Below are 15,042 nucleotides of genomic sequence, written 5' to 3'. Positions count from 1 at the left end.
AATTACCCATCTCATATAAAAAGCGGGAAAAGGACACAAAAAAAGATAGGTTATTTGAAAAACCTCCCAGCATTTCCTACCATGTTAGGCTATCCTTTTTTATATCCTTCTATGCACTCCTATATACCTTTATTTATGACATTAGGCAGAATTCCTACTTGCATTTATATTACCATATAAAGACCTAATTACTATTTTTTCATATAAATCCTTATACTCGGTGTCCCTACTCATTTGTTGGAGGGCAAATTGCTGGATGACCAATAATGGCAACACAATATTTTCCCTGATTTTAACCGACTCCCTAGAAACTGATTCCTTTTCCATCAATATCTTGGAATCTGAAATAAGCAATAACATTTCCTTGGACAGTAGATATTCCTCATATAGGATCTTCCAGAAATCGCCATATTCCTTATCTTCCTTCATATAGCTGGTCAATTCAAAATAACATTTGGCCAATGACATCATACTGTTGAGCATCAGAGCCTTAAACAATGGAACTTCTTTGAATAACTTTTTCACATCCTCAATTCTCCCTTGATCTTTTAAAATCTTAATAGCAGTTCCAATACCGAAATAGCCAGGGACATTCTGTTTAAGCTGACTCCAAGACCCCACAAATGAAATGGCCCTTAAATCTGTAAGTTCCAATTTTTTCTTATGACCTCTTTTACCTGGTCTACTGCCTATATTTGCTTTTTGATAATACTTTAAAGTACTCTTATTTTCCAAATACGGGATAAATTTATCATGATTCTTTAGGTCATCATATTTTTCGAAGCTTAGATCGGACAGCGCTTCCAATAATTGTCTCGACTCTTTGGAAATTACATTTTCCTTACCAAACAAATTATTGGAAAGACCTGCTGTCAATAATTGTTCGCAATTGTGAATAAACTGCTCTTTGGTGCCATAGGTACTTGTTATGGTCTGCCCTTGGATGGTTAATTGTATTTCATTATTTGCGATGTCTTTGGTTTGTGCGGCGTAAAATCTATGGGTCTTTCCTCCTCCACGGGCCGGTGGTCCTCCACGACCGTCAAAAAATATAGCCTTAATATTATTTTGATCACATACTGCAGACAATTTTTCCTTCGTCTTGAAAATTTCCCAATTGGCTTTTACATATCCGCCATCCTTGGTGCCATCTGAAAAACCAAGCATTATGGTTTGTTTGTTTCTGCGTTGTTCTACATGCTTTATATAAGCAGGGAGATCAAACAATTCATTCATGGTATTTTCAGAACTTTCCATTCCTTTCATAGTCTCGAACAAAGGAATTATGTCGAAGGTAATTTTATCCGATTTCCAACCACACCATCTAAATAGTCCGAATACGAATAGAACTGAAAAAATATTCTCGGAATTACTGATAACATAACGGTTGCATCCCTCTTCGCCATTTTTCTCCTGAATCCCCCTTAACTGTAAGATATTCTGAATGGTTTCTTGGACAATATCTTCCTCAAATTTCTGCTTTTGTAGGTTGATATCCTTATGAAGCAAAATATCTATTAATTCTTGCTTATCCAGTTCATCAATGTTTTCAGAAATATATCCGTTCTCCTTAAGAATGGCTTCAACCACTTGTTTGTGGACACTGTGGTCTTGCCTAATATCCAAGGTGGCAAAATGAGTTCTGAATATCTTTACCTTATCTATTAAATGATCTAAATCCTTTAGGTATAGCTTATGGTATTTATCAATCAATATCGACCTCATTTCCAGAAGCGGCTCAATAATTTCATTGTAACGCAACACCTTGCTGGCGTCGAACATGGTATTGTACAACCTTTCCCTTAAATTGGCCATTACATCCTGAAGCTCCCTAAAAGTCAATTTTTGCTGCAAGTTCTTTACGTCGTGATAATAGCATTTCATTAGCGTAATACGCAGCTCGTCGGCAACATCCTTGGTGATACTGGATGTCACAAAAGGGTTTCCATCCCTATCCCCACCAGGCCAAAACCCTAATTTCATGATATTGTGATTATTAAAATCCATATCACCAATATTATCCTTGATGTAGGCATATAAGTCACCAACAGCATCATAATATACATTTCTTAAAATGTATATTATATTTTTGGCTTCATCCAAGGGAGTAGGCTTTTTGGCATTGATCAAAGAGGTTAGTCCCAATTGTTGGAGCACAAGATCAATATCATTAATTTTATTTTCCAAAATAAGACTCCTTAAATTACTAATGATATCTAGCACAGCAGGAGTGTAAAATTGGGTGGGATGTGCCGTCAAAACTATACGAGCACTGAATGTGGACAATTTTTCTGAAATCTGGTCCCAACTTTTATTTTTGTCGACAAGCTGAAAATAATCACCAATAGTCAACGAACTACTGTGTTTCTGTAGCTTTGGAAAGGCTGCATCCTCAACACTGTCATATAACACCACCTGTCTTTCCACATACTGAATAATCCGGAACATAAAATCTATTCTGTCTTTTTCAGAATCGATCTTTGCATAGTTTTGAAAAAAACCGTCCAAAATTTCCTGTGGATTCTTCCCGGATTTTAACCCTTTTTCCGCCTGATCCAGTAATAATGGAATAAGCATCCCTACATTTTCAATATTTTGATACGGCAAATTAAGGAACAAGCTATTATAAATATTGAACTTGTTATGTACCGATTTTTTAAACTCGTCTAATCTCTCTAATTGATGCATACATCTTAAATTACATTCTACATGATCATTTCCCGTATAAAAGGGAAACATGAATTTCAAAAATTAAATATCGGCATATTTTTAGATTTGAAGCAGGAATTATTCTCCAAACATCAAAATTTAATGGAGACACCTCAAAATCAATCCACTTCACAACAATAATTTTCCAGACGCACTACAACCGGGTATATTTACAATGTAATAATAGATAAAGTAATTTTTTCATTTTCATATAGTGTTCTCGTAAAAGAGCTTTGCCATACCGGCAAGGCTCTTTTTGGTTTCCTCCAGTTTTAGCCAACTCCTTTAATAGGCCTAGTCAAAAACAAACCACAGAACTTTCCATATCCGTTGAACAGTAAACCGATACTTTGCTAAATAGGTGTTCATGCAAACCTTTGCACAACCAATACGCTCCTATTCTTAAATTTCCATTAATATTTAATTATCTATATTTATATTTATCAATATTTTATTGCCCTTTTGATTAAGGACCCAATTCAATTTTAGCTTTTATATTACCAAAAGCTAAAATTGCGAACCTTGGACCCTTAAATACAAAAACCCCCAAAGGCAACAAGTATTAAAAAAATAAACCATGAATAACTTAACCAAGATTGCATTTCTGTTGACCATTTTATTCTTGTTTAATCATTTAAGCGCCAATGAAACCCAAAAAGATTCTGTGGATTCTTATTTGGATGATGTACATAGCCTAATTAAAAATAAAGACAACTTTAAGGAAGAATTTTTGGACATCGAATTTTTACTAGCCAAAATAGGACGTACACAAGGTAAGGATAAGGTCAACACCCTATTAAATTTATACACGGCATATATTCACAAATCTGCAGAATTGGCCAGCAATTATAACGATCAGGCCATAGCGCTTTCAGAGAAAATTGCATTTAAGGAAGGTGTTCTAAAGGCCAAATACAATAGGGCATATCTTTTATTTGTAAAGGGCAATTTTGATGAGTCCATGAAAATGGCGCTTGAGATTCAAAAATTGGTGGGAACTACCAGCTATCCAGAAATATATGGGGATATAGCTACCTTAAAATCTGACATTTTCACAGAACGAGGGGAATACGACAATGCTCTTGAAACGGGTTTAAAACTGTTGGACAATGCAGAAAAAAGCAAAAATGATTATCTTTTAATGAAGGCCAATGCGGCCTTATCACATTACTACTTAAGAATAGAGCATTATTCAAAATCTTTAAGTTATTGTCTAAAAGGGCTCCATTACATTCTTAAGCTCAAAAAAACGGAATACATCTATCCGAAAATAGATGAAATTGCTAAAATGACTGCAAATTTAAATGACCCAAAAGGCGCCTTAAAGGTATATGCGTTTTTTCTGGAGATAGAAAAAAAGCTCCCGCCCGCAGGTAGTTATATACTTGCGTCCGTTCACAGCAATATTGCAAATATTTATATGTCCATAGGGGAGCATGATAAGGCTTTGACCCATATCTCCCAGGCATTGGAAATTAATTTCGAAAATAATTATCGTTTTAGAATCCCAAGAGCTTTAACGGTACAAGCTGAATTGTATTTGCAGACCAAGGACACTGCCGAGGCAATTCTAAATTATGAAAACAGTATTGAAGCTGCAGAAAGCATAGATGCATTCGATGTTATAAAACGCAATAGCTTGGTTTTAAGTAAACTATACGCAAAAACAAACCAGCTTTCCAAGTCCAACGATTATAAAGTCTTATACCAAGCCATAAGCGACTCTCTCTTTACCAATGAAAAAGAGCAAAAAATTGTTATTCTGGAGACCAAAAGAAAAATAAAAGAAGTATTGCAGAAGAAAAAAATCCTAGAATTGGAAAATGTAGCCCAGAGAGCCCAATTTAAAGGTATTATCATTTTTCTTGTTTTACTATTGGTTATAAGCAGTATTTCCCTTTTTTCCTACCTCAAAGTAAAAAAGAAAAATAAATTGTTACTTCAAAGAACCATCGATCTTGCAGAAATACAGCTGCGTATGAGCGAGAAACTAAATGGAATACAACACATGGAGACCCAATGGTCCCTTGAAAGAAAAAGTGCAGATATCCCCAAGACACAGCCCAGAATTGACAAGGATATTAAGAATATTATTATGACCAAACTGGAGAAACTGGAAAAGGAAAATTTTTACTTAGACCCACAATGTAATTTGCATCAGCTTTCTGAGCAATTAAAAACCAATCCCAAATACCTTTCCCAAGTTATAAATCAGGAAAAAAAATCGAATTTCAACAACTATATCAACGAATTAAGAATAAACTATTTGCTACCAAAATTACTTAAGGATATTGAATTTAGGAACAGCAAATTGAGTTATATCGCCTTTTCTTTGGGATATAATAACTTAAATACTTTTAATGCTGCGTTTAAAAAGAGATTGGGAATACTACCTTCAAACTTTATCAATGAGCTTAACAACTCCTTTGAAATTAAGAACAAAACCAAGGCAACTACATATACTTTAAAAAAGATAGGCTAAGAATTCCATTTTACCTTTCAAATTACTTGAGGTACTGTTTACTTTTATACTGGTATTCCCACACTGTGTACTTTGCCCAGATCCTGCTCATTTTAACCGCTTAGCAAGCCCGCAAATGGTCAGGAAATTGACCTAAACTAGGCTAACTTATTCCTAGGGTTGACATTGGTATATTATATGAGGTGTATCAAAGCAAAAAGGCAGTACCCCGAACTGGATACTGCCTTTTCAAATTACTAAAAACCAATTTACTCAAACTAAACTCATATCCTTAAAATCTTGTGAATTTAATTTTATAGGTCTTTTATTAATTATACCCCGGGTTTTGAGGTGTTAAATTTGGATTGTTGATCATTTCCTGTTCTGGAAGTGGAAACAACAAATGTTTATCTTGAAGCGCCTGATCAGAGCTCAGGTTAACATGCCCAACAAAATTATCAAAGGCACCCGTTTCACTGTTAAGCACTCTTCTAAGGCGTACCATGTCGAACCAAGTAATTTGTTCGTAGCTAAGCTCGTACCATCTCTCTTTCCAAACTGCCTCTCTTAAGGATGCTTGGGTAAATGCACCAAGGGCAGGAGTTGTCAACTGTGCTCGATCTCTTATCCTTGTTAAAGCATCAACTGCATCTTGGTTGGGCCCTGTTGCCTCATTGGATGCCTCTGCGTAGATCAACAATATTTCGGCAAAACGTATAATAGGCATATTTAAGTTGTCTTTAGCCGTACCAGGAACACCGAACGTACCGTTGGCAGTAACATTGAAATGCTTAAAGATATAAGGTGCGCCCAAATCAAAAAGCGCTCCGCTACCATTGGTATAGTAACTGCTATAAAACCAACCCTCACGATCCACTGCTCTTAGATCTCCCGCCTCATATGAGTTGTAAAATTCAATTTCTGGCACTGAACTTCCTGTTCCAGATGGTCCCCGATAGGTTACCGGTTGGAAATTAGGAAACATGTTGCCCATAGGGTTCCCAGCTACCTCATCATTATATTGAAGACTAAAGATATGCTCTACCATATTGCCCAGACTTTCATCATGAACCTCAGCATAAGTATCAAAAAGATCTATTGGTCCTGCATTGTCTATAACCTCCTTGGCCTTACTGGCAGCATCGGCATAGCGTGCGGTTTCATTAAGGGGATTTCCGGCCATGGTAAGATATACCTTTGCCAATAAGGATTTGACAGCAGCTTGGGATACCCGTCCACTAGTATCTGTCCATGACAATCCTGCTCCTTCCGCCTCTACCAAATCAGCCACAATTTGATCATAAACCGCTTTCTGAGGGCTACGGGTAGGGTTAAAGTCTTCGGAATTGGCACTTTGTGGAAGTGTAATCAAAGGAACATCTCCCCAAAGTCTAACAACGTAAAAGTAAGCCCAAGCCCTAAAAAATCGCGCTTCTCCCAATACTTTGTTCTTTTGTGCCGGGTCCATTTCTATACCAGGTACATTTTCAAGAACTAAGTTGGCGTTGGCTATGACTTTATACGCTCCACGCCACCAATTACGAATATGCAATGTATTTGCATCGTAGGATAAGGAATACAAGTTGTTTAAATCCGAGTTCTGTGCCGTTTGGGTAGTGGAAGTTCCAGTAACTGCTTCCAATAATTGCCAATTGGACGAGAAAATACCCGCGCCGTCTCCCACGAACCTAGCATCAGCATAAACGGCAGCAATGGCCGATTCGGCATGTTTGGCTGTAGTGTAAAAGCTGTCCGGTGTTAGGTTTGATGGATCGGATTCATCCAAAAAATCGGAACAACCCACCGTTGTCAGCAACATTAGCGAACAGAGGTAAAACTTTCCTATGTGTTTTGTTATATCAAATTTCATAATATCTTATTTTAAATTTTATTAATTACAGACCGACTTGCAGACCAATTACAAATGTTGTCGATTTTGGATATTCATGCCATTTCATTCCTTGTGAGAAGACATTGTTACCCTCACCACCACGAATAGGAGTTACCTCGGGATCACCAAGTAGTTCATCATTTACCAACAAAAAGAAATTTTGTGCCGAAGCGTACAATCTCAATTTATTCAAATGCATACGTTCAACCAAGTTTTGATCAAAAGTATACCCTAGCATGATATTCTTACCACGAACAAAGGAACCATCCTTTACCCAATGAGAATCCACATTGGTTACATAACCAGCACGCGTATCCCTTACCTGGGCAATCATTGTATCTTGATTATCAGGAGTCCAAGCATCCAAGACTGTAGTATAACTATTGGCTAGCGCTTGTCTGTCCTCGCTGGAGTGCAAGTTCATATCCATTACATCATTACCCCAAGAATATTGAAGTTCCAAGGTGAAATCAATATTTTTATAGGACACGTAATTTGTAAATGACCCCCAAGCTGTTGGGTAACCATTACCGATGATAGATCTATCCTCATCATTTATAATTTTGTCGCCGTTAAAATCCTTGTATTTGATATCACCAGGAAGAATAGTAAGACCGTTTCGGTAGCTTACGAAACTAGCCGCTTCAGCGGCTTCGTCAGTTCCCCAAACACCCAATCTGGTTAGACCCCAGAAGGCACCTACGGGTTCACCGACCCTTATAATACTGGTTTCGTTGGTAATTCCAGGTCCACCTACCCCAAAGATATCCGAGGGTGTGGCCAAGGAAAGTACTTTGTTTCTGTTCATAGAAATATTGAAGGAGGAAGTCCAGGTTAAATCAGCGGTTACTATATTCTTGGTTGATAACCCAAGTTCAAGACCCTTGTTCTCCATGGAACCCACATTTCTTCTTATGGTGGCATACCCACTAGATTGTGGAACAGGGGCATCCAAGAGCATATCGGTGGTTTTTCTGTAGTAATAATCCGCTTCCAAGCTAATTCTATTATCAAATAGGCCTAATTCCAAACCAACATCGTACTGTGCGGTCTTTTCCCATTTCAAATCCGGATTCGCCAACCTATTCAAACCAGTTCCGCCAATACGACTATCGTTCCATATTGCGGCATAATTGGAGCTTAATAGAGATAAGGAAGAATAAGGTGGTATTTCGGAGTTACCTGTAACCCCATAACTTGTTCTAAGTTTTAAGTTCGAAATTAGGGCGTTATCTACAAGAAAATCCTCGTCCGAAATCCTCCAGGCAACCGCTGCTGAGGGGAAAAAGGAAAACTTATTGTTATCACCAAATTTCGACGAACCATCGGCCCTACCGGTAACCGTAAACAAATATTTGCCCATTAGGTTATAGTTCAATCTTCCAAAATAGGAGTTCAATGCTTCCCTGTCTGCAAAGGATTGTACCGCTATATTATCAGATCCTGCACCCAAGTTGTTGAATTGAAAGAAATCAGTGGGAAAGTTTCTAGAATCAGCGTTGACAAAGAATTGGTTCGACTGTTGCCAAGATAAACCCAACAATGCCGTCAATGAATTGTTTTCATTGATTTTCTTATTATAGGTCAAGTAGTTTTCAATTGACCAGAATGTCTGCTTTTCGTTGCTAGATTGTGCCCTGGCCACCGCATTATTATCCAGAACACTATTTCGGAATTCATTGTTCTCCTGGGTAAGTACATTTGTCCCAATAACCGTTCTCATTTCCAATTCCTTGGTAAAGTTAAGATTGGTATAAAAACTTCCTGCCGTTGTTTGAGTATTTAAAATATACTCATTATTGTCAAGCCAGTTCACCGAATTTCGGGTACCCTCCGCAAAGGGATAATCCCTGTTATTGGCATATAGACCTTCCAATGGACCGCCCGTATGAAAAGGAGCAGGGTAAAAAGGGTAATCTTCAACCATTCTACGTGGCACTTGGTCATTGGTATCGGCCAAATTCTCAGTTTGGTTATTATAGCTCAAAGAACCACCGATCTTTAACCACGTTTTTATTTGATCATCAATTGAAAACCTTCCTGAATAACGCTTGAGGTAGGTATTTTTGAAAAGACCTTGATCATCCCTAATTCCAAGTGAGATGGCATATGTTGTTCTTTCATTACCCCCTGAGAAACCCAACTGATGGTTTTGTGATAATTTATGTTGTACCACCTCTTTGGACCAATCGGTATCATAGATTGCCTTACCATCACTATCGAAAAGATAAGCCACATTGGGATTGGCTCTTTTAAGCCTAGGCTCATACTGGGCATAGTTCCCAGCAGCCCAGCCAGCAGGATCAAATTTTTGTGTGTTTTCCCAAGAAAGTTGCTCTATCATGGCATACTGTTCGGAATTTAATGCCTTAGCCCTGTTTGGACCATATTGGTTTACACTATAGTCAACATCGTAAGTCACCCTACCCTGACCAGCGCGACCTCTTTTAGTAGTCACCAAAATAACACCGTTAGCACCACGTGCACCGTATATCGCCGTTGAGGAAGCATCCTTCAACACTTCAATAGATACTACATCATTAGGGTTTAAGTAATCTATAGCTGAACTAAAGTTAGCTTGATTACCTTGGGGTAACTGCACCCCATCTATCACGTATAGCGGGTTGTTGGAAGAGTTTATGGAACTAAAACCCCTAACCCTGATATTCGATTTACCACCCGGGCGACCCGAATTGGTGTTTACCTGTACACCGGCAATCTTACCAGATAAAGCCTGGTTAAGCGATGTAGCTGGGCGCTCTTTCAGCTGATCGGTATCAACTTGTCCAACCGAACCTGTTAAATCCGATTTCCTCTGACTACCGTAACCAATCAACACCACTTCTTCCAATTCGCTGGCATCTTCTTCCAATACAGCATTAATTGTGGTTTTTCCGCCTACAGGTATTTCCAAAGTTTTGAAACCTATATAACTGAAAACTAAAGTGGCATTACTATTCACATTTTCCAATGTGAAATTACCGTCAAAATCTGTTTGCGTTCCGTTGGTTGTACCTTTTACCAATACGTTCGCCCCAGGCAAGGGTCCGGATTGATCCGAAACACTCCCCGTCACCGTTTGTGCCTCTGCCAGCCCGAAACATAAAAATGTTCCCACAAGCAATAGGCATTTACATAGTGTAATCTTCATAAATAAATGATTTTTAGTTAGTTAATTGTTTTTTTGAATTCGCATGCCAAGCCGAGTTAAAAGCAATTGCATACAATTGTTAAATGTATCCTAAGAAAAATGGAAAGTTGCGGATTAAAGAAAAAAGAACTCTAAAATTCATGAATTTTAGAGTTCTTTCCTACATATTTTCAAGAATCACCAAACGCAACCCTTATTTACAGGGTATGCTACATATTTAAGAACAGCTGGTTAAGTTGGCATAAAATCTGTAAATTCTACGTTTCCTGAACGGTACTCCTTTATGTTTTCCCCGTTCTTTCTCATATATAAAATCATAAAAACGTTTTGCAACAGTTTCTCAAATAATGCAAACCTTTGCACAATATTAATTTCCATATCTTTCCCATTATCAATATTTTATTGTTTTTTTGATTAGCACCCTATGCAATTCATATTTAGGATTGCCCAAAAGTTTAAGCTTATTTATCTATTATATGAAAACGAATAAGAAATCCTTGCACCCCTTCCTTTTACTTTTATTGTGGATAACAGTGCTGTCCGCCCAAAACAAAATAGAAGTTGACTATGTGAACCCTTTGATTGGAACCCCTTCCTCTGGCTTCATGGATGGAAGGGACGGAGGAGGCACCATGCCATGCGTGGGAACGCCATTTGCCATGACCAATTTTGTAGTCCAAACCCGGGAAAATAAGATCAGTGAAATGCCTTATTTCTATGAGGACAATACTGTTCAAGGGTTTATGGCAACGCACCAACCTACGGTCTGGATGGGCGATTATGGCTATGTATCGGTAATGCCGCAAGTGGGGAAGCTTAAGCTTCTCCCCAAAGATCGGGCCTTGCCATTTACCCATAAGGATGAAATTTCCAAACCCAATTACTACAGTGTTTCCATGGGTGATAAAGGACAAAGGATAAAAGGAGAAATAGCCGCTGCATCGCGATGTGGCATCTTCCAATTCACATTCCCGAAGTCCGATGAATCCCATATCATTATACAGGGTATTAATATCACGGAAAACAAAAAGGCGTTTCACGGCTATATCAATATAGATGAAGATAAAAGGGAAATTGCTGGATATAACCCTGAGCGGATGTCTTCCCATTTAGGACCGGAACTCAAAAACTTTAAAGGCTATTTTATAATTCAATTTGACAAATCTTTTGAGCGTTTTGGAACTTGGAATTCCTTTAGGACAGAGCCCGATATCAAAGAAATGGGTAGGGAGCAGACGGGAGCCAGAATGGGCGGATATATAAGTTTCAAAACAGAAAAGAATGAAAAAGTAAAAGTCAAAATTGCCACTTCGTTTATAAGCCTGGAACAGGCCCGTGAAAACCTATCAAAGGAAATTCCGGATTGGGACTTTAATAAAGTAGTGGAAAATACTCGGGATATTTGGCAGGAAAATCTTTCCAGAATAAAAGTAAATGGAGCAACGGAAGATCAGAAAAGTATTTTCTACACCGCCTTGTTCCACACCATGTTGTTTCCAAGGGAGTTTTCTGAGTATGGCCGTTATTACAGTCCGTTCGATGACAAGGTCCATGAAGGGGTTTCTTATAACGATTATTCTCTTTGGGATACTTTTAGGGCCCTACACCCCCTTCTACATTTTACACATCCAGAACGGGTAAGTCCCATGATACAATCCTTGCTGCAGATGTACCAAGAGGGAGGGTGGCTGCCAAAATGGCCCAATCCCACCTATACCAATATTATGACGGGGACCCATGCCGACGCCGTAATTGCAGATGCCTATATAAAGGGCTTCAGGGATTACGACCTGGATCTGGCCTATGAAGCTGTGAGAAAAAATGCCATGCACCCACCTTATAGGGATACCGAAAAGCCTTGGGGCGATCGGGATGAAGGTACTTTATATGAAGCAAGAGGCGGACTAACCTACTATCATTCCTTAGGATATGTAGCAGCAGATAAGACACGGGAATCCGTTACAAGGACCATTGAGTTTGGCATAGACGATTACAGCATTGCCCAAATGGCCAAAGATTTGGGCAAAATGGAAGATTATGAGCGATTAATGGGTTGGAGTAAAAACTACAAAAACCTTTACAACAAGGAGACCGGATTTCTTAACGCGCGACTATTCAATGGTGATTGGGACAAAAATGTACAGGAAGGTTTTACCGAAGGGGGACGATGGACCTATTTATTTGGAGCCATGCACGACATACCAGGAAGCATTGAACTCTTCGGTGGAAAGGATAAGTATGCCGCCAAATTAAACGAAAATTTTGATGGACAGCATTACCGCCATGATAATGAGCCGGGGCATCATTATGCCTACCTATTCAACTATGCAGGGCAACCTTGGAAAACCCAAGAGCTTATTCGTAAGCATACCTCAACCATTAATTATAGAAATCACCCTTTGGGAATCAACGGAAACGATGATTGTGGACAAATGTCCGCCTGGTATGTTTTTGGTGTAATGGGATTTTACCCTGTCACTCCAGGAACTGAAATATTTGCTATTGGGGCTCCGCAATTTCCAGAATTCACCCTTAACTTGCGCAAGAATGGTGAAGTAAAATCATTTAAAATAAAAGCCAATAACCTATCAGAAGGGAATATGTACATTCAATCCTTAAAATTGGATGGGAAGATATTGGATGAACCTTTTATCACCTATACCCAAATAATGAACGGCAATGTCCTTGAATTTGAAATGGGAAAAAGCCCCAATGCAAACGCTTTTATAAACAACTAAAAAGGAGAACATTATTATTTAAAAGCCTTCGTTGTGGTTTCAATAAAAAAAAAAATGAGGATGGTTCCCATAGTTTGACCCATCCTCATTCTGTTATTTAGTATATTCCAATTACATGCTTGAAATAAGTTTCAACCAAGCCATTATTTCTTGGGTATGGAGTTGGTAATCGCTAATTTCAGGTGGAAATCCGTTTTGCTCCCTCAATAAAAGACAAAATTCGTGTACTTCCGTGACGGATTTAAAAGCATGGTTATCAACCAGTTTTTGCGACAAAAATGAAGCTATCATGGCCATATCCGAGGTACTGAATTCTGGATGGTACTGCACCCCAAAGAATGAACCTTTTTTATAATCAAATGTCATGGCCTGCACTTTGGAATGGGAATTACTGGCTAAAACATGGGCATTTTTAGGAATTTCAGACACCTCATCAAAATGAATGCACAGGGCAGAATAAGCAGATTTACGGGCTGCGAACAATGGACTTTGCCTACCAAGTTCGGTAAGTTCAATGGGCTTGGAGACACCAAACTCCAAACCGTTCTTGCTAAGTGCCACCTTGCCCCCAGCAACTACAGTGGCTATCTGCATACCCCAACAGCTGCCGTAAAATGGTACACCGCTCTTAAAAACCTCATCGGCAAAATTCAATTGCTGTTGAACGTCAGGGATGTCATCGAGGACACTAAGAGAGCTGCCGGTCCACAATACACCATCATAATTTTTCAACTGTGCATCAGTGGGCAATTCACTGTCAACATCTGCCGGAAAGGCAAAATCTGTCTTTGCTCCTGGAACCAGGCCCCTTAACATTTCCTGGAACATTAGATGATATGGTGGTATCCCAAAGGTTCCCCTAAGTAAGCGTGTTTGTTCGTTATTGCCTTCTACTATTAATAATTTCACCTTTACAGTCCTTTTATTTCACCGGATACAGCAGCTCTAAAAAGTTGCTCCAAATCCTTTGCATTAACAGGTTTGGCGTTGGAAGGTGTTGATGGGTCTTTAAAGGCCATTTCACCTATTTCCTTGGCCTTATCAGCATTAATATCTATTTCCTTTAGCGTATGGGGAATGTTCAATTCCTTTCTCAGCCCTATTATATAATCGATAATAGCCTCGGTACCTAACTTTTCCAATCCAAGGACTTTGCTTAAATGCACCATTCTATCTTCAATAGCTGCCTTATTCTGTTTTAAGGCATATGGTAATATTATAGCATTTAGTAAACCGTGTTGTTTATTGTATATGGCTCCCAATTGATGGGCCACGGAATGCACGGAGCCCAATCCTTTCTGAAAGGCTGTGGCTCCCATAGAAGCAGCTACCAGCATTTGTCCCCGAGCTTCCAAATTTTTTCCGTCCTTAACAGCAATCGGCAAATATTTGGCAATAATACGGATGGCTTCAATAGCAATACCCTCGGCCATCGGATGATATCCCGGAGCACAATATGCCTCAATGGCATGTACCATAGCATCTACCCCTGTCCATGCAGTAATATGGGGAGGCAAGCCCAAAGTCAATTCAGGATCGGATATCACTATAGCCGGTAACATTTTAGGGTGAAAAATGATTTTCTTGGTGTGTAATTTTTCATCCAAAATTACCGATGCCCTACCCACCTCAGACCCTGTGCCGGCAGTAGTCGGGACAGCAATAATGGGAGCAATACCTGCGAGGTCCGCATAACTCCAATTGTCGCCCACATCTTCAAAATCCCAAAGAGACTTTGTCTGTCCTGACATAAATGCGATTGTCTTGGCTGCATCTATGGCAGAACCACCACCAAAGGCAATAACTCCATCATGTTTATTTTTTAAATAATGGGCTACTCCATCGACCACATTTTTTTCAGTAGGATTTCCCTGTACATCACTGTACACGGTAAATTTTAATCCGTCCTTTTTTAAAATATTTATAGTTTTTTCTACTATATCCAATTTTACCAGACCTTCATCGGTAACAAATAAAGGGTTCTTGATCCCCAATTTTTTGCAAGCCTGTGATATCTCGTTTATTCTGCCATTTCCAAACCAGATGGTGGTAGGATAATTCCAATTTGTATTTGCTAACTGCATTAATTCTT

The 15,042-nt window shown here is 38.8% G+C and carries 7 protein-coding genes; 2 read left to right on the top strand and 5 right to left on the bottom strand.

What is annotated here, in order from left to right; genetic code table 11:
• Nucleotides 1–141 precede the first annotated feature (141 nt).
• Nucleotides 142–2,688, bottom strand: a complete 2,547-nt coding sequence (locus tag CWD91_RS13990) for a phosphoenolpyruvate carboxylase (protein ID WP_103441579.1) — start codon at nucleotides 2,686–2,688, stop codon at nucleotides 142–144.
• 598 nt (nucleotides 2,689–3,286) lie between these two features.
• Here CWD91_RS13990 and CWD91_RS13985 point away from each other — a divergent pair.
• Nucleotides 3,287–5,191 (top strand): helix-turn-helix domain-containing protein, encoded by a 1,905-nt coding sequence (locus tag CWD91_RS13985; protein ID WP_103441578.1) that lies wholly within the window; start codon nucleotides 3,287–3,289, stop codon nucleotides 5,189–5,191.
• A 307-nt stretch (nucleotides 5,192–5,498) separates the two neighbouring features.
• Here the strand turns inward: CWD91_RS13985 and CWD91_RS13980 are convergent, their stop codons facing one another.
• Together CWD91_RS13980 and CWD91_RS13975 are read right to left on the bottom strand one after the other, a co-directional pair.
• Nucleotides 5,499–7,040: a RagB/SusD family nutrient uptake outer membrane protein gene (locus CWD91_RS13980; protein WP_103441577.1), complete on the bottom strand. Its 1,542-nt coding sequence runs from the start codon at nucleotides 7,038–7,040 to the stop codon at nucleotides 5,499–5,501.
• 25 nt (nucleotides 7,041–7,065) lie between these two features.
• Nucleotides 7,066–10,212: a SusC/RagA family TonB-linked outer membrane protein gene (locus tag CWD91_RS13975; RefSeq protein ID WP_103441576.1), complete on the bottom strand. Its 3,147-nt coding sequence runs from the start codon at nucleotides 10,210–10,212 to the stop codon at nucleotides 7,066–7,068.
• A 476-nt stretch (nucleotides 10,213–10,688) separates the two neighbouring features.
• On the opposite strand from CWD91_RS13975, the gene CWD91_RS13970 reads away from it, so the two are divergent.
• A complete protein-coding gene (locus tag CWD91_RS13970) occupies nucleotides 10,689–12,950 on the top strand; it encodes a GH92 family glycosyl hydrolase (RefSeq protein WP_103441575.1) in 2,262 nt (753 codons plus the stop codon).
• A gap of 111 nt (nucleotides 12,951–13,061) precedes the next feature.
• Here CWD91_RS13970 and CWD91_RS13965 read toward each other — a convergent pair whose 3' ends face one another.
• Complete coding sequence (locus CWD91_RS13965) at nucleotides 13,062–13,859, bottom strand: type 1 glutamine amidotransferase (protein WP_157943795.1); 798 nt, start codon at nucleotides 13,857–13,859, stop codon at nucleotides 13,062–13,064.
• 2 nt (nucleotides 13,860–13,861) lie between these two features.
• Nucleotides 13,862–15,034: an iron-containing alcohol dehydrogenase gene (locus CWD91_RS13960; protein WP_103441573.1), complete on the bottom strand. Its 1,173-nt coding sequence runs from the start codon at nucleotides 15,032–15,034 to the stop codon at nucleotides 13,862–13,864.
• Nucleotides 15,035–15,042 lie beyond the last annotated feature (8 nt).

It is taken from the genome of Arenibacter hampyeongensis (assembly GCF_002909255.1).
GTDB lineage: Bacteria > Bacteroidota > Bacteroidia > Flavobacteriales > Flavobacteriaceae > Arenibacter > Arenibacter hampyeongensis.
Note: the sequence above shows the minus strand (reverse complement) of the source record. Positions and strands in the feature narration are given on the sequence as shown.

What these genes read in the sequence shown, in the direction of transcription:
- CWD91_RS13990 (WP_103441579.1), bottom strand. Translation starts at nt 2,688, where the DNA reads ATGCATCAATTAGAGAGATTAGACGAGTTTAAAAAATCGGTACATAAC.
- CWD91_RS13985 (WP_103441578.1), top strand. Translation starts at nt 3,287, where the DNA reads ATGAATAACTTAACCAAGATTGCATTTCTGTTGACCATTTTATTCTTG.
- CWD91_RS13980 (WP_103441577.1), bottom strand. Translation starts at nt 7,040, where the DNA reads ATGAAATTTGATATAACAAAACACATAGGAAAGTTTTACCTCTGTTCG.
- CWD91_RS13975 (WP_103441576.1), bottom strand. Translation starts at nt 10,212, where the DNA reads ATGAAGATTACACTATGTAAATGCCTATTGCTTGTGGGAACATTTTTA.
- CWD91_RS13970 (WP_103441575.1), top strand. Translation starts at nt 10,689, where the DNA reads ATGAAAACGAATAAGAAATCCTTGCACCCCTTCCTTTTACTTTTATTG.
- CWD91_RS13960 (WP_103441573.1), bottom strand. Translation starts at nt 15,034, where the DNA reads ATGCAGTTAGCAAATACAAATTGGAATTATCCTACCACCATCTGGTTT.